Annotated in this window: 12 protein-coding genes; 7 read left to right on the top strand and 5 right to left on the bottom strand. The window is 73.4% G+C overall.

Features of this window, described 5'->3' with window-relative positions; all coding sequences use genetic code 11:
- Nucleotides 1-131: 131 nt before the first annotated feature.
- From B056_RS0113925 to B056_RS0113905, 5 genes are all read left to right on the top strand, one after another.
- On the top strand, nucleotides 132-1,241 hold the full coding sequence (locus B056_RS0113925) for a hypothetical protein (RefSeq protein ID WP_018502483.1): 1,110 nt from the start codon (nucleotides 132-134) through the stop codon (nucleotides 1,239-1,241).
- A complete protein-coding gene (locus B056_RS0113920) occupies nucleotides 1,238-2,923 on the top strand; it encodes a vWA domain-containing protein (RefSeq protein WP_018502482.1) in 1,686 nt (561 codons plus the stop codon). The genes B056_RS0113925 and B056_RS0113920 overlap by 4 nt, the downstream gene beginning before the upstream one ends.
- A 264-nt stretch (nucleotides 2,924-3,187) precedes the next feature.
- Nucleotides 3,188-4,903 carry a DMT family transporter gene (locus B056_RS0113915; protein WP_018502481.1) on the top strand — a complete coding sequence of 572 codons (1,716 nt, stop codon included), beginning with the start codon at nucleotides 3,188-3,190 and terminating at the stop codon, nucleotides 4,901-4,903.
- A gap of 197 nt (nucleotides 4,904-5,100) precedes the next feature.
- Complete coding sequence (locus B056_RS0113910; protein WP_018502480.1) at nucleotides 5,101-5,742, top strand: MarR family winged helix-turn-helix transcriptional regulator; 642 nt, start codon at nucleotides 5,101-5,103, stop codon at nucleotides 5,740-5,742.
- On the top strand, nucleotides 5,739-7,550 hold the full coding sequence (locus tag B056_RS0113905) for an MDR family MFS transporter (protein ID WP_018502479.1): 1,812 nt from the start codon (nucleotides 5,739-5,741) through the stop codon (nucleotides 7,548-7,550). The genes B056_RS0113910 and B056_RS0113905 overlap by 4 nt, the downstream gene beginning before the upstream one ends.
- A 198-nt stretch (nucleotides 7,551-7,748) precedes the next feature.
- Here the strand turns inward: B056_RS0113905 and B056_RS0113900 are convergent, their stop codons facing one another.
- Nucleotides 7,749-8,459, bottom strand: coding sequence for a winged helix-turn-helix transcriptional regulator (locus tag B056_RS0113900; RefSeq protein WP_018502478.1), 711 nt, complete (start codon nucleotides 8,457-8,459; stop codon nucleotides 7,749-7,751).
- 258 nt (nucleotides 8,460-8,717) lie between these two features.
- Here B056_RS0113900 and B056_RS0113895 point away from each other — a divergent pair, with 258 nt between their 5' ends.
- Both B056_RS0113895 and B056_RS0113890 read left to right on the top strand, forming a co-directional pair.
- Nucleotides 8,718-9,554 carry a class I SAM-dependent methyltransferase gene (locus tag B056_RS0113895; RefSeq protein ID WP_018502477.1) on the top strand — a complete coding sequence of 279 codons (837 nt, stop codon included), beginning with the start codon at nucleotides 8,718-8,720 and terminating at the stop codon, nucleotides 9,552-9,554.
- A 262-nt stretch (nucleotides 9,555-9,816) separates the two neighbouring features.
- A complete protein-coding gene (locus tag B056_RS0113890; protein ID WP_018502476.1) occupies nucleotides 9,817-10,485 on the top strand; it encodes an HD domain-containing protein in 669 nt (222 codons plus the stop codon).
- Here B056_RS0113890 and B056_RS0113885 read toward each other — a convergent pair.
- The 4 genes from B056_RS0113885 to B056_RS0113865 form a co-directional block, all read right to left on the bottom strand.
- Nucleotides 10,470-11,855, bottom strand: coding sequence for an AAA family ATPase (locus tag B056_RS0113885; protein ID WP_018502475.1), 1,386 nt, complete (start codon nucleotides 11,853-11,855; stop codon nucleotides 10,470-10,472). The two genes, B056_RS0113890 and B056_RS0113885, sit on opposite strands and share 16 nt — an antisense overlap.
- Complete coding sequence (locus B056_RS0113880; RefSeq protein ID WP_026239687.1) at nucleotides 11,852-13,339, bottom strand: hypothetical protein; 1,488 nt, start codon at nucleotides 13,337-13,339, stop codon at nucleotides 11,852-11,854. The genes B056_RS0113885 and B056_RS0113880 overlap by 4 nt, the downstream gene beginning before the upstream one ends.
- Entirely contained in the window at nucleotides 13,336-14,553 is a 1,218-nt protein-coding gene (locus B056_RS36415) for a hypothetical protein (protein ID WP_407672361.1), read from the bottom strand. The genes B056_RS0113880 and B056_RS36415 overlap by 4 nt, the downstream gene beginning before the upstream one ends.
- A gap of 280 nt (nucleotides 14,554-14,833) precedes the next feature.
- Nucleotides 14,834-16,045, bottom strand: a complete 1,212-nt coding sequence (locus B056_RS0113865; RefSeq protein WP_026239686.1) for an esterase/lipase family protein — start codon at nucleotides 16,043-16,045, stop codon at nucleotides 14,834-14,836.

Genomic DNA, 16,045 nt, shown 5'->3' with positions numbered 1-16,045 from the left:
GGTCGAACTCCGGTCCAGCCCGCGAACCGTCGGGGAGGGAAAGCCGACGCGAAGGCGACATTCCGGTGAACTCCGGGTGGCATGTCGCCCGAGCGACACGGCCACGCCGGCCGATCCGTGACGATCACCCCGTGCGCCCGAAGCGAGCCCTCGCCATCGCGCTGGCCGTGCTGCTGCTGGCCGGGATCGCCGCGCTCGCCGTCGTGCCGCGGCTCGGCGGGTCCGACGGCGAGCTCACGACCGTGCGCGCCCTGGTCGGTTCGGAGAAGCGGTCGTTCCTGAACGACCCCGACGTCACCGCGGCCCTCGCCGACGCCGGGTACCGGCTCGAGGTCGACGTCGCCGGCAGCCGGGACATCGCCACCAACCGGGACCTGACCGGCTACGACCTCGTCTTCCCCGCCAACACCCCGCAGGCCGACCGCATCCGCCGCGATCACGGTGTCACCCGGTCCAGCATGCCGTTCTCCTCCCCGATGGCGATCGCGACGTTCCGGCCGATCGCCGACCTGCTGACCCGCGCCGGGGTGGTGCGGACCGAGGGCGGCACGTCCTACTTCGAGCTGCGCGCCTACCTGGACCTCGTCGCCGCCGGGACCCGCTGGTCCGACCTGCCGGGCGCCGCCGCCGTCTACCGGACGGACCGCTCGGTGCTCATCGGGTCGACGGACGTCCGCACGTCGAACTCCGCGGCGCTCTACCTCGCGCTCGTGTCCTACGTCGCGAACGGCGACGAGGTCGTCACCGACGCGCGCACCGCCGACCGGATGGCGGATCTCGCCGCCGGCCTGTTCCTGCGGCAGGGCTACCTGGACGCCACCTCCGCCGAGCCGTTCGACGACTTCCTCTCCATCGGGATGGGCAAGGTCCCACTCGTGATGATCTACGAGGCGCAGTTCCTGGAACGGGTCCGGGCCGCGGACGGCTCGATCACCCCGGACATGCTCCTCCTCTATCCCACCCCGACGATCTACGCCCGGCACACGGTCGTCCCGCTCACCGACGCCGGGAACGTGGTCGGGACGCTGCTCGCCACCGACCCCGGGCTGATCCGGCTGGCCGTCCGGCACGGGTTCCGGCCGAGTGACCCCGCCGCCGCCGCCGCGGAGCGCGAAGCGCGCGCCTCGAGCGGGGCGACCGGCCCCGCCGAACTCGTCGACGTCGTCGAACCGCCCAGTCAGGAGATCTCCGAACGCATGATCGACCGCATCGAGACCCGTTACGAGGAAGGCGCCGGATGATCCAGCGGGGCCGGGTCAACCGGCGAGGCCGGGCGATCCGGCGGGGCGCGGCCGGGCTGGCCGCGCTGCTCGTGGCCGGGGTGGTCGCCACCGCCTGTTCGGGCGGTGGTGGTGGCGATCCGGCGCCCGCGGGACGTCCCGGCGGCAGCCCCGGGGCGCTGCGGGTGCTCGCGGGCTCGGAGCTGCGCGATCTCGAACCGCTGCTCGACGAGTTCCACGAGCGGACCGGCATCGAGATCACGATGGAGTACACCGGAACCCTCGACGGCGTCGACCGGATCGCCGCGCGCGACCCGGCGGTCGACGCGGCCTGGTTCGCCTCCGACCGGTACCTGCGGCTGGCGCCCGAGGGCAGGAACGCGGTCATCGACCGCACGACGACGATGATGTCCCCGGTGGTCATCGGCGTCCGCCCCGAGCTCGCGCGCCGCTTCGGCTGGGTCGGGAACCCATCGGTCACCTGGGCCGACATCGCCGCGAAGGTGTCGACGGGCGAGCTGACCTACGCGATGACGAACCCGTCGGCGTCGAACTCGGGCTTCTCCGCCCTCGTCGGCGTCGCCGCCGCGCTCGCCGGCACGTCCGACGCGCTGACCCTGGACGACATCCGCCCGGCGGAGCTGACGGCCTTCTTCGGCGGGCAGGTGCTCACCGCCGGCAGCTCCGCCTGGCTGACCGACGCCTTCGCGACCACCGGCGCGCAGACCGGCACGCCGCCCGGCGCACAACCCGGCGCCCGAATCGGGGCGATGATCAACTACGAGTCGGAGCTGCTCGCGCTGAACACCGGCCGGCTGCGCTCCGCGCCGCTCACTCTCGTCTACCCGCGGGACGGGATCATCACCGCCGACTACCCGCTGCAGCTGCTGCGCGGCGAGCGGCGCACCGAGTACGAGCGGCTGGCCGGCTGGCTGCGCACCCCGGAGGTGCAGCGGCGCGTCACCGCGCTGACCCACCGCCGCCCCGTGACACCGGGAGTACGGATCGACCCGGCTCCGTGGCCGGTGCGTGCCCTTCCCGCCGAGCTGCCGTTCCCGGCGACCCGCGCCGTCGCCGACCACCTGCTGAGCTCCTACCTGGACGAGTACCGCCGCCCCAGCCACGCGATCTTCGTCCTGGACGTCTCCCCGTCCATGGAGGGCGAGCGGCTGGCGTTGCTGCGCGCCACCCTCAAGGGCCTCGCCGGGACGGACGACAGCCTCTCCGGGCGGTTCACCCGGTTCCGCGGCCGCGAACGCGTCACTCTGATCACGTTCAGCGGCGCCGTGCACGACACCCTCGAGTTCACCGTCGACGACCCCGAGCCGGGCTCGGCCGGCCTGGCCGCGATCTCCGCGGCGGCCGACGGGCTGACCCTGGGCTCCGGCACGGCGATCTACACCGCGATGACCTCGGCCTACTCCTACGCCGAGACCGCGGTGCGCCGCGAGCCGGACTTCCTGACCTCGATCGTGCTGATGACCGACGGGGAGAACAACCAGGGGGTCGACGCGGAGGCCTTCCACACCTCCTATGCGGGCCGGTCCGAGGCGGCCCGGGCGGTACGGACGTTCACCGTGGTCTTCGGTGACGCCCGGGTGGAGGAGATGCGCGACATCGCGGAGTGGACCGGCGGCGAGATGTTCGACGCGCGGTCGTCCTCCCTGCCCGAGGCGTTCCGGGAGATCCGCGGCTACCAGTAGGGGCGCCCCGGGGGCGGCGAACCCGGATCCCGCGTGGCCGCGGGTCGGGGTGCCGTCCCATACTGTTGCCTCCGGCGTGGCCGCGGGGGGCCGCACCCCCGCGCGCGTTGGCGACCAGAAACGCGAAGAGACCACCAATCGGACACGGCTTGATCAACCATCCGTAGCCGGTGGTGATCTCCCGGAAGGGGCCTGCCACGGTAGTCCGTGGATCGGGCAGGATGTCCGACAGACAGCGCCGCCCGGCGCGGGACGAGACTAGAGATGGTGACGACCTACCTGCTGGGCCTGGTATCCGCGGTGTGCTTCGGCGTCTCCGCGGTGATCCAGCAGCGTGTCGCGTTCCACGCGCCGCCTGAGAACGTGCTGCGGCTGAGGCTGCTGCTCTGGCTGGTCCGCCGGCCGCTCTGGGATGTCGGCGTGTGCCTCTCTGCGATCGGCACGTTCGCGTCGGCGGCCGCGCTGGCCCGCTCGACGATCGCGTTCGTCGCCCCGCTGCAGGTGTGCCAGCTGCTGTTCGCGCTGCCGCTGGCAGCCGTCTGGGCCCGAAGACGGGTGCCGCGGCGCGACTGGGCCGCCGCGACCGCGACGGCGCTCGGCCTGGCCACCTTCCTGCTCGCCGGGGCCCCGCACCAGGGCGACGTCGACGCGGCCACGACCGTGGGCTGGATCCTCACCGGCGCCTCGGTGGGCGGCCTGGCCGCGTGGGCGGTGTTCGGCACCCGCCGGCTGGACCCGGCCCGCCGGGCCACCCTGCTCGCCGGCGGGGCGGGCCTGCTCTCCGCGCTGCAGGGGGCCCTGGTCGGCGGGGTCGGCCGGCTCGTGGAGAACTCCGGTCTCGACGCGCTGCCGACCTCGTGGCAGACGTACGCCGTGGTGGTGGTGGCGCTGACCAGCGGCCTGCTCCTGCAGAGCGCCTACGAGATGGCCCCGCTGCCCGCCTCCCTGCCGGCCGCCGTGAGCATGGAGCCGCTCGCCGGCGTCGCCATCGGCGTGTTCCTGCTCGGCGGGATGCTGCGGGTCGGGCCGCTCGCCGTCGCCGGGCAGATCTTCGGCCTGATGATCATGATCTTCGGGGTGCGGACCCTCGCCACCTCGCCGCTGGTGACCGGGCAGCTGTCCCGGCTGCGCGCCCGCCAGTCGCAGGGCCAGCTCTCCCGGCTCGAGGATCTGCTCCACCGCGACCTGGAGACGCTGCGCACCGACCTGAGCCGGGGGCGCCGCGCCAGCACCGACCGCGCGCAGCGCCGGCAGTGCCGCCGCCTGCACAACGACCTCGACCGGATCCACTGCGAGCTGGCGAAGCTGGTCGACGACCGCGACCGGCTCGACGCCCGCATCCACTCGCTGCGCACCGCCGGCGCGAAGGCGGCCGCGCTCTCCGCGCGCGCCCAGGCCGCGGCCGGCGAGAGCCTGGCCAGCAGGAGCCTGGCCGGGCCGGACCCGACCGGCGGGAACCCGACCGGGAAGAACGGGAAGAAAACGACCGGCAGGGGCTCGACCGGGAAGAAAACCGCCGGCAGGAGCCCGGCCGGGAAGAAATCGATCGGCAAGAGCCACTCCGGCCTCGCCGGGCAGGCCGGCCATGCCACCGCGGGGCGGCCGGAGGCCGGACCGCCCCGGGGGACGGCGCCGCGGCCCCGACGCGCCCCCGGCATCGAGTCACGCCCCCGGCGGGCGGCCGCCACGCACCCGTACCGGGAAGGCCGCCCGCTGGCCCGGGCCGCCAGCTCCGGCGGCGCCCAGGGCCAGCCAGGTGGCGCACCGGGCGCCGGGACCACCCCGGGCCCGGGAACCGGCCCGAGCGCGGGCGGCACTGGCGTCGGCGGCGCCCGCGCGGGCGGTGCGGCGGACGTCCTCACCGATCACGAGCTCACCGAATCGCAGCGTGCGCTGGACGCGCGCGCCGACGCGCTGCTCTCCCAGGCCGAACAGCTCTCGCTGCGGGCCGACACGGTGCTGCGCGCCATGGTCCACTGACCATCGGGGGTCCTGACCAGGGAGCTCACCCTGTGACACTGTGAATCAGATCACTTGAACACGGCGTGACGCGGGGTCGTCATCAGCCGGGTTGTTAATTGTATGCTGCAGCCAATTGCCGACCACGTCAGCCGTCGCCGGTGGACGCGGTTCACCAGTCACCGCGGCCACCGACGGCAGGGAGAGCTCCGCGAGCCATGGACAAGACAGCGACCACGGACAGCAAGGCACCCGGCGGCCGGGCGCCCACGATCGCCACCGCCCCGCACGACACCCCGGTCGAACGTGAGGAACAGGTCGCGCAGGTCGCGGACGATCTGGCCCGGCTGATGCGCGGGCTCACCCGCGCCCGGGCCCAGCTGCTCGCCAAGGCGCGCCACGACGTGGAGTGGGCGGCGCAGATCCTCATCTCCCACCTCGCCTCCGGCGGCCCGATGCGCCTGGGCGCCCTCGCGACCTCGGTCCAGTCCGACCCGTCGACCGTCAGCAGGCAGATCGCCGCGCTGGTGCGCACCGGCTACGTCGAGCGGCGCGCCGACCCCGACGACGGCCGCGCCGTGGTGCTGTACGTCACGGAGGCCGGCGAGCAGGTCTACCAGGATCATCTCCAGGTCCGCAACGAGCGCTACCAGGGCATGCTCGCCCGCTGGAGCAGCGAGGACCTCGTCACCTTCGCCACCCTGCTGCGCCGCTTCGGTGACGACATGGAGGCCCACCAACCCGCCTGGACGACGAGACCGGCCAGCGCACTGTCCGCGATGACGAGGACCCAGGACGCCCCCGAGACACCCTCGGGCGACGCCGACACGGGTCCCGCGACGGAGGAGGACTGCCGATGAGCGCCGAGAACGTGGCGCCGACGCCCGCGGCGCCGAGCGGGGGGTTGAGCCACCGGCAGATCATGACCATCATCACCGGGCTGCTGCTCGGGACGTTCCTCGCCGCGCTCGACCAGACCGTGGTCGCGACAGCCATCCGAAGCATCGGGGACGACCTGCACGGGCTGTCCGCGCAGGCCTGGGTGACGACCGCCTTCCTCATCACCTCCACCGTCACGACACCGCTGTACGGGAAGCTGTCCGACATCTACGGCCGCAAGCCGTTGTTCATGATCGCGATCTCGATCTTCATCGTCGGCTCGGTGCTGTGCGGGATCGCGTCCAGCATGTACGTGCTCGCCGGGTTCCGAGCCCTGCAGGGCCTCGGCGCCGGCGGGCTCTTCGCGCTCGCGATGTCGATCATGGCGGACATCGTGTCGCCGCAGCAGCGTCCCAAGTACATGGCCTACTTCATGGCTACGTTCGCGACCTCCAGCGTGGCCGGTCCGGTCATCGGCGGCTTCCTGTCGGGCCGTGACAGCGTGCTGGGCATCGCCGGCTGGCGGTGGATCTTCTGGGTGAACGTCCCGATCGGCCTGGTCGCCCTGGTGGTCGTCAACAGGGTGCTGCGCGCGTCCGCACAGCGCGGGTCGACGAAGATCGACTGGTGGGGCACCGCCACGATCGTGGCCGCGGTCGTCCCGCTGCTCCTGGTGGCCGAACGCGGCCGCGAGTGGGGCTGGGTCTCGATCGCCTCGATCGCCTGTTACCTGATCGGCCTGGCCGGCCTGGCCGGCTTCGTGCTGGCCGAGCGGCGGATGGGCGACGACGCGCTGATCCCCCTGCGGCTGTTCCGCATCCACACGTTCTCGGTGGGCTCGGCCCTCTCGGTCGTCGTCGGCATGGGCATGTTCGGCGGGCTGGCCGCACTCCCGCTGTACCTGCAGATCGTCAAGGGCGCCTCGCCCACCGAGGCGGGGCTCCTGCTGCTCCCGCTCATGCTCGGCGTTCTGGGCGCGTCGACGACGTCCGGGCGGCTGACGTCACGCAACGGCCGGTACCGCCGCTACCCGATCATCGGCTGCGTCGCGCTGCTCGTCGCACTGGGCCTGCTGTCGTTCGTCGGCGCCGACACCCCCCTGTGGCAGACCGACCTCTACATGCTGCTGTTCGGTGTCGGCCTCGGGCTGAACATGCAGACCCTCGTCGTGGCCATGCAGAACTGCGTGGCGCCGCGCGACATCGGGGTCGCGACGGCCTCGGCGACCTTCTTCCGGCAGATCGGTGGCACGCTCGGGACCGCGGTGTTCCTCTCGATCCTCTTCGGCGCGGCACCGTCCCGGATCGCCGACGCCTACTCCGCGGCCGAGGGCGCCCCGGAGTTCGCCGCGGCCGCCGCCGCGCACCCGGACCAACTCCAGCAGGTCACCTCGAGCGGCTCGCTGGACGACACCGGTTTCCTGCAGTCCGTCGAGAAGGCCATCGCCCACCCGTTCATGGTCGGCTTCTCCGACGCGATGGACCTGATGTTCCTGGTCGGCGTCGGCGTTCTCGTGCTCGGTCTGGTGCTGGCGCTGCTGCTGCGCGAGGTCCCGCTGCGCACCGTGTCCGGCATCGAGGCGATGCGGGCCGAAGCGGCGAAGAGCGGGGCCGGTCCGACCGGCCCCGCGGACACCACCGAGTCGGCCGGCCTGACCGAGGCCGCCGGCCCGGGAGACTCCGCCGAGTCGGCTGAACTAGTGGCCGAGCCGGACGAGCTGGCCGAGCCGGCTGGCGTGGCCGGCCGACGACCCGCGGCCGGGGCACCGCAGGACGAGCCGGCCCCCTGATCACGAGGTAGCCGACGCCTCCCCGGCCACCGAGGCGCCCACCAGACCGCCGAGGCACCGTCTACCGAACAAAACGCCCTAACCTCCGGGCGGCCTACTCGCCCTTTGCTTTCCTTCTCGTCTTTCGGGGTTGTTTTCGGCTAAATCAACCCCTGAACCGGCGAGGAAGAAGGCAAAGGGCGAGGGGGCGCCGGCTCCTCAGGCCGGAACGGCGTCCTGATCGCGGCGCAGCCGGCCCCGGCGCAGTCCCTCGGCGAAGGCGGTGGTGCTGAACCACTCCGGAAACGCCCGCACGAGTCGGGCGGGCCCCTGGATGCGCACATGCCCGTCCACCGTGAGCTCACGGAAGGACGCGAGCCCCATGAGCCACCGGTGCATGTGCGCGGTCTCGGCCTCCAGGGTCAGGTCGACGTCGCGGCCCGGGTCCTCCCGGCACACGGTCACGGTGCGCTCGTCGATGTCGAGCCATCCCTCGGCCGCTCCGGCTCCGGTGAGGACGAGGTGCACGATGGTGCGCCGGTCGGGCAGTGATCCGCGCACCGCGCACTGGTGCAGGCGCCACATCAGGGTCAGGCCGTCGCATTCGCCGTCGGCCGGATCACCGAACATCCACTCCGCCGCCCACTGGCCGAGCGCCCAGACCACGGGCGTCAGCGCCGCGCCGGCCGGAGTCAGCGAGTACCGGACCTGCCGTCCCGGCACGGCCGCGGCACGGTGCACCAGGCCACGCCGTTCAAGCGTCCGCAGCCGCTGCGCCAACAGGGTCCGGCTGAGCCTCGGCAGACCGCGGTGGATCTCGTTGAACCCGCTCGCACCGATGCTGAGCTCGCGCAGGACGAGTGGTGTCCATCGGTCCCCGAGGATCTCGACGCCGACAGCGATCGGGCAGTACTCGGCATGGCGGGCCATCCCCGGATGGTCGCACCGGGCGGGCCCCGACGGTAGTACAGATCCTGTACCGGCCTGACCCTGCTCGGCCCGGACCAGGCCGGACCAGGCCGACTGGCCGACTGGCAGGCGGCAGGCGGCAGGCGGCAGGCGGGCGATACCAGCCCGGCGCGGGCAGGACCAGTACGGGATCGGTACTCGTCGGCCGGATCGCGCGCGACGCATCCTCGGGGTCGACGACGCCGTGCCACACGGCGACCGCGCGAGAGGAGAACCCTCATGGCCACCACCCACACCCCACCGGCCCGGCCGGACCTGGCCGAGGTCACGACCCGGCAGCAGCGCGTCTGGTCGAGCGGCGACTTCGCGATGGTCGCGTCCCGCATCGTGCTCACCAGCGAGCTGCTGGCCGACGCCGCCGACCTGCGGGCCGGCTGGCGCGTGCTGGACGTCGCCTGCGGCACCGGGAACGCGGCCATCGCGGCGGCCCGGTCCGGGACCCGGGCCGTCGGCATCGACTACGTCCCCGCGCTGCTGGAGGACGCGCGGGTGCGGGCCGGCGCCGAGGGGCTCGATGTCGAGTTCCGCGTCGGCGACGCCCAGGACCTGCCGGTCGACGACGACTCGTTCGACGCGGTCCTCAGTGTCTTCGGCGCGATGTTCGCTCCCGACCACGAGCGCACCGCCCACGAGATCGTGCGGGCCGCGCGCCCGGGCGGGACGGTGGCGCTCGCGTCCTGGCGACCCGACGGGTTCATCGGCGACATGTTCCGGGTCATCGCCGCACGTGTCCCGGGCCCGCCCGGGGTGGCGTCCCCGCTGTTGTGGGGCACCGAGGCACACCTCGCCGAGCTCTTCGGCGGCGCGGTCGCCGACACCCGCTCGACCGAGCGGATCTGCACCTTCCGGTTCTCCTCCGCGCAGGAGTTCGTGGAGTTCTTCCGCCGCTGGTACGGGCCGACCCACATGGCGTTCGAGTCACTCGACCCGACGGGACGCCGGGAGCTCGCGGCCGACCTGACGGACCTCGCGCGCCGCTGGGACCGGTACCGCGGCGACCAGGACGCGGTCGCGCTGCCGGCCAGCTATCTGGAGAGCGTGATCACCCTCCGCTAGAACCCGGAGACGAAACCCCACGGACAGGCAATGGAGGAGCGTTGAGAATCAACCAGACCCGCCCATTGTCAACCCGATAGATGATTGGACTCTGTTCACACCGCTAGGCGACGCACCTACCCCCGAATCCGCGCACACTGAAGGCTGACGCCGGTTCCCGGCCCGTCCGCGAGCCGGCTGACACCCGGGCCGCGGGCGCGGCAGGACGGGACGGGACCCGACGGCGACCAGCAGGCGCGCAGGAGATACGAGGAGGCCAGAGGTGTCGACGCAGTCCCCGACCTCACGGGAAGCGAAGTCCCAGCCCTCGCCGGGAGAACCGGTCGCCACTCTCCCGTCCGCCCCCGACTCCCGCCTCGCGCGGCAGCTCGCGTTCGTCCTGGAGATCGACAAGCTCAAGTCGGTGCTGCGGCGCAGCCAGCTCGCCGACGGTTCACGCCTGGAGAACGACGCCGAGCACTCCTGGCATCTGGCCATGATGGCCATCGTGCTCGGCGAGTACGCCGACGAGGAGGTGGACACCGGCCGCGTCCTGCGCATGCTGCTGGTCCACGACCTCGTCGAGATCTACGCGGGGGACACTTTTCTCTACGATCCGACCGAGGCGGCCGAGCAGGAGGCCCGGGAGAAGGCGGCCGCCGACCAGCTGTTCCCCCTCCTCCCCCGGGATCAGGCCGTTCAGCTGCGCAGCCTGTGGGACGAGTTCGAGGCGCGGCGCACCGCCGACGCCCGGTTCGCCCGCGCCCTGGACCGGGTGCAGCCGCTGATCCTGAACTACGCGACGGGCGGCGGGAGCTGGCAGACCCACGGGGTGCGCGCCGAGGACGTCCTGGCCCACCAGCGCGTGATCGCCGAGGGCTCGCACGCCCTGTGGGACTACATCAGCCAGCTTGTGGGTGACGCCGTCCGTCGCGGCTACCTGGCGGCCTGAACGCTCCTGGAGGCGAGGTGGGCCAGGACCGCCTGGTTCGCGGCCCAGCCGTCCGGGAACTTCACCGGCTCCCCCAGGTGCACCGGGTCGCTGGTCGGATGGGTGTCGAGCAGGTCCCGGATGCCGGCCCCGGCGACCATCACGCACGCCTGCCGGTGCCGGGAGGCGAGGACGCACAGCCGGCCGGCCTCCAGGTGGAACGCAGTCGCGTCCCGCCGCCCGGAGAGCGGGTGCAGCACCACGGTGACGTCGTACTCCCGGCCCTGCAGGCGGTTGGCCGTGTCGACCACGACCTGCCCCGGCCCGGTGCCGTCGGCGAGGTCGCCCAGTGCCGCGCGGATGGCGACGACCTGGTCGCGATGGGCGGCTCCCACCGCGATCCGGTCGGGGGTGACGACGCGTTCGTCGGTCCCCGATCTGGCGACCGCCCGGCGTTCGACGAGTCGCCGGGCCACCTCCGCCACCGCGCCCACCGCCTCGGCGTCGGTGCGCACGGTGTGCCGGGCCGGTAGCTCGAGCAGCCCCCAGCCGGTCGCGGCGGCGAGGTCGAGCACCTCGTCGGCGGGGCCGCGGGCCTGGCCCGGCACCGTGAGGACACGTTCACCCGGGCCGGTTCCCGTCCGGAAGCCGACGAACGGGTAGAAGGCGTCCGCGACGACCGCCTGGGCGGTGTGCGGCAGCCGCCAGGAGACGGGCAGGCGGTGCACGGGCAGGTCGGGGTTCGCCCGCTGGAGCACCGCCACCGCGCTCTGCGTGGGGTTCCAGACCAGGCCGTGCCAGCGGTCGTTCGCGACCGTCGAGAACGGGTCGAGCTGGCCCGGGTCACCGACGAACAGCGCCCGCTCGAACCGCGCGGCGACGGCCAGCAGGGTGTCCGAGCGCATCTGGTACGCCTCGTCGATGATGGCCCACGGCCAGGTGCCCTCCCGGACGTACGCCCACTTCGCGGCGGTGGAGATCGTCACCTCGGGATCACCCAGGCCGGCGAGGTCGCTGGCGGTGACGATGTTCGGCAGGCCCGCGATGCGCGCCGACGGCGCGTACCCGGCCCGGCCGAGCCGGCCGACCCGGGCGTGCGGGACCTCGTCGGCGAGCCGCGCGGCGAGCCGTTCCACCAGGTCGTCGACCTGCTCGTTGGTCTGCGCGACGATCATCAGCGGCTCACCGGACCCGGCGATGACCGCGGCCGCCCGGACCACGAGGGTCGACTTCCCCGCGCCCGGCGGCGAGTCGACGATCACCCCGCGGCTGTGGCCGCGGCGCAGGTCGCCGAGGATCGCCTGGATGACCCGCTCGGCCTCCTCCGCCGCCGGGACCGACGGAGCCGCCGGGACCGCCGAGGCTGACGGGGCCGCTGGAGTCGCGCTCACTCCCAGGCCTCCGCCGTGTCCTGCTCGGTGGGCTCGTAGGGCTGCGGCGGGCCGCCGTGCGTCCACGGGGTGTCCTCCGCGGCCGGCATGCTGGCCGAACGGACGCTTTCGGCCAGCACGCCGCTGTAGCAGAGCGTCTCGCCGACCTCCGGGACGGTACCGGGCGCGGGAACGGCCGACCGGCCCATCCCCTTCTGCACCTCCAGCGTGACCAGCAGCCCGGCGTCGCAGGGTTCGACGCCGGCGATGACACACTCCTGCCGGCGGCGTTCGGCGGCGGCGACCTTCATCCCGACCGCCAGGCGGACGGCGTCCTCGGTGCGCAGGGTGACCAGCGGGCGGGTCACCAGCCGGCCCTTGCCACTCCCGTTGGGGATGCGGCGGTCACGGTCGACCGCGACGACCGAGCCGAGGAACGCCTCGCCGGTGACCCGGTGGTCGGCCATGACGAGCGGGTCGTCGAACGCGCGGTCGGCGTCGTAGGAGGCCTGGGCCTGCTCCATCCGGTTCAGCCGGCTCGCGGCCGCGACCGCGCCGTCCCGGCGGGCCTGCGGGAGGCCCTCGTCGACCAGGTAGGTGTGGAAACCGGTGTACCGGGAGCGGTCGGCCTCCCACCGCCCCGGCACGGACGCGCCGGCGGGCAGCTCGCGGAGCCGGTCGAGGGCCCGCCACACGAGGTCCCAGGTCGGCTGGAGCTGGCTGTGCAGCGCCTCCTCGAGCCGTCTCACGGCGGCGGGCAGCTGGGCGGTCTCCGTCACGGCGTCGTAGGCCGCGATCGCGGGGGTGAGCACCTCGTTGTCGAAGCGGGGGTCGGTCGTCGGCCCGGCAGGCGGCCAGTGCCGGGGGTCCTCGGCCAGCCGGGCGGCGGTCGGGCCGTCGACGCCCGCGGGCGGGTCGATCCACCCCATGAGCGCGGCCAGGTTGGCGTCCTCCAGCCCGCTCTGCCCGGTCGCCCAGTGCAGGGACAGCATCTCGGTGGCCGGCCGCATCAGGGACGATCCCGGGATCTCGGCCCGCTCCGCGAAGAAGGTGAGCCACCGGCCCAGCAGCGGCACGCTCGGTTCGACCGCGTGGTCGCCGGTGGTCGCGCGGAACCGGGTGGACCGCCCGAACAGGCGGACGAAGGCGACCCCGGCCTGGTTCGGGACGATCAGCTGGGGCGCGTCGAGGCACCGCGGCCCGTTCTTGAGCTCCTCGACGTCGGTGGCGAAGCCCAGCACGTACGGAAGGAGGATCTCGGCCAGCCGGGCGGCGAAGGCGAACCGCAGACTGCGGTTGCGGGGCTGGGGGACGACGAGCAGCGACGGGTGCTCACGCTCGGTGCCGACCATGGCGGCCAGCGGCGCGTTCGCCTCGCCGGCCATCGCCAGCGGCACGAGAACCAGCGGGCGCTCGGCGAGGTGCACGTGCCGGACGGTGGCGGTCGGCACCGCGGTCCCGGACGCGGCCGCCAGGGCGCGGGCGTAGGAGCTGATCGCCGTCACGGGGCCGGGTCGCGATCTCCCGCCGCCGGTTCCGCGGCGGATCCGGCCGCACGTCCCGAGGCGGGTCCGGCCGTGGATCCCGAGGCGGGTGCGGTGAGTGCGGTGGGTGCGCGGGTGCCGGCGGCGAGTCCCGCGGCGTACATCCGGGCGGTCGTGCGCAGCCGCTCGGCCGCCTCGGCCTGGTCCGCGGTGGGTGCGCGGGTGCCGGCGGCGAGCTCGAGCACCTCGGTGACGGTCTCGACGCCGCCGAGCTCCTCGCGCACGCTCGCGCCGAGCGCGGCGGTCCGGCCGGTGGCCTCGTGCCGGCACCGGAACGCCAGCTCGCACATGGCGAGGCAGTCCGGCGTGTAGCGGGCGTCGAGACGGCCCAGCCCGGCGATGAGCTCGGCCGCGGGGCGGGTCGGCCGGCCGTCGGGCCCCGGCGCGAGGTCGAAGGTCAGGTCCGGCGGCAGCTCGGCGACCAGCGCGTCGACGGCGCTGAGCCGGGCGAGCTGATGGTCGAGGACGAGCAGTTGGCGCCGGACGTCGATCCGGGTCGCCAGCGGCGCGTTCGAGAAGTCCCGGGGGCACACCAGGACCACGTCGGGGGACACCGTGTCCGGCCGGCCGAGCAGCCGGCGCAACGCCAGGACGTAGACGGCGGCCTGGATGGCGGCCGCCGCGACCTTCTCGCCCTCCGCCTGGCCGTCGATCACCGGAAAGGACTTGATCTCGACGACGTGGCACAGCCCACCGGGGCGGACCAGCACGAGGTCGGGTTCGAGGTGGACGTCCCGGCCGCCGACGGCGAGCCGCAGCAGTGGATGGGTGATCAGGACCGGCCGGTCGGTGCCGGTGGCCGCGCGCAGGGCGGCGGCGGTGCGCTCGTGGCGCGCCGCGAGTGTCTCGCCGGGGACGGGGTCGCCGGCGACGAGCACCGGCTCGTCGCCGGCCGCCGCTCCCCCGGGCTCGATCCCGAGGCACTCGTGGAACATACGGAGCAGGTCCACGCCGCCGTCGGCCTTCACCCGGGCCTCGAAGACGTTGCCGCGCACGATCGCGAAACGCGACTGACCGAAGGCGGCCGGGAAGCCGATCTGGCGGGCGAGGAGATCCTTGTCGACGCCCGCGGCGTCGAGCACCGCGCGGCGCCCGCAGCCCGGATTGCGGGTCAGCGCCGCGATGGTGCGCGCGTCGTGCCGCCGGGGCGGGGCGGAGCCGCGCAGGCGGTCCAGGCGTGACTCGGTCCGGTTCCACGCCGACCTGTCAGCCCGTACGGATCCACCAGCCTGCGCCGACCCATCAGTCAGCGCCGACCCACCAGCCAGTGCTGGCCCACCAGCAGTCACCAACCCACCTTCAGGACGGCCGTCGTCGCGGAGCAACTGTCGGCAACGATGCCGCCGGCGGGGGCATCCGTCCAGTCTTCGTCCGGCATGTCGGCAATGCTTTTGCCGGATTATCCGGCCGGAGCCGCGGGCGGGCGGTCCGACACCCCGCCCGCCCGCGCCCGGATCAGCGCGCGATGCGGTCGATGACCCACTGGCCGAGCTGCTCGGTCATCGCCGAGTGCGCCGTGGCGCGCGACGAGCACAGGAACTCGTCCAGCTCGCTCTCGTCCGGGGACAGAGCGTTGATGTCGGTGTAGAGGTCGTCGTTCGTCTCGACGTCGCGCACCGCGACCGCGCTGACGGACGGCACGAAGCACACGATGCGGTGGGCGACGTCCACGCCCTCGCCGGCGTCCTTGAGCGCGTCGGCGAGAATGCCGAACGACTCCAGGGTGCCGCCGGGCGCGCCGTCGATGTCGGGGAAGTCGTTGGTCCTGATGTCCTTCTCCCCGAACAGGCCCCGGGACTCGGCGACAATCCGGTCACGGCCGCCGGCCTGCGTGTACAGGACGGTGTCCTTGAAGTAGGGCCCGGTACAGCGCAGCGCCTCGACGCCCGGCGGGATGCCGTTGCGCCGGCCGTCGCTCACGCCGTTCGCGACACCGATCTTGCGGGGTCGCTGCGGCCAGCCGCCGGCCCGGTCCAGGGCCCTCAGGAACTCGGTGCGCAGCGGGTCGACCCGCGGCTGGTCGTCGGCGGTCTCGATGTGCCGCCAGAGCAGCTGTCGGGAGGCAGGGCTGTTGACCTGCCTCGAGAAGGCGTCGTTGATCGGCGCGAGGATGTGCGCGATCGCCTGCAGCGAGATCGGTACGGACGCGCCGCGGTGCGGGCTGTCGAAGGACAGGTAGAGCGCCGTCTGGTGGTCCATCCGCTCGGTCTCGAGCTTGGCGAGGGCGTAGCGGGTGACCAGGCCGCCCATGCTGAATCCGCCGACGGTCAGCGGCTGGTCGCCCTGCCGCTCGGCGATGGCCCGGAGAATAATCTCCGTGACGACCCGGGCGTTGTCGAGAATCGACGCGCTGCGCTCGTCGAAACCGATCAGGACGACGTCCTGGCCGCGCTCACGCAGCTCGGTCAGGAAACGGAACGGATCGCCGTCGAGCTCCTCCCACAACCAGTCGAAATCCGTCGGCCCCATGTTGAAGCCGTCGGCGAGCAGGACGGGACGGACCAGCCCCTTGTTCTGGGCCCCGAGCCAGATCCGGGCCGCGCCGCCCTGGACTTTCCATTCCATGTCGGGATTGGGCGCCTGCGCGCCGGCCTGCGCCTCGGCCGGGGTCACCAACCCGACCGGACCCATGGCCTTCTTTATCTTGCTCAGATCCTTGGCAGCCAC

Source organism: Parafrankia discariae, from assembly GCF_000373365.1.
Taxonomy (GTDB): Bacteria; Actinomycetota; Actinomycetes; order Frankiales; family Frankiaceae; genus Parafrankia; species Parafrankia discariae.
The sequence above is the reverse complement of the archived record's forward strand: the minus strand, read 5'-3'. Positions and strand labels throughout refer to the sequence as shown.

Bases quoted from the DNA above. Each gene is read 5' to 3' on its own strand.
- B056_RS0113920 (WP_018502482.1), top strand. From the start codon at position 1,238: ATGATCCAGCGGGGCCGGGTCAACCGGCGAGGCCGGGCGATCCGGCGG.
- B056_RS0113915 (WP_018502481.1), top strand. From the start codon at position 3,188: ATGGTGACGACCTACCTGCTGGGCCTGGTATCCGCGGTGTGCTTCGGC.
- B056_RS0113900 (WP_018502478.1), bottom strand. From the start codon at position 8,459: ATGGCCCGCCATGCCGAGTACTGCCCGATCGCTGTCGGCGTCGAGATC.
- B056_RS0113905 (WP_018502479.1), top strand. From the start codon at position 5,739: ATGAGCGCCGAGAACGTGGCGCCGACGCCCGCGGCGCCGAGCGGGGGG.
- B056_RS0113895 (WP_018502477.1), top strand. From the start codon at position 8,718: ATGGCCACCACCCACACCCCACCGGCCCGGCCGGACCTGGCCGAGGTC.
- B056_RS0113910 (WP_018502480.1), top strand. From the start codon at position 5,101: ATGGACAAGACAGCGACCACGGACAGCAAGGCACCCGGCGGCCGGGCG.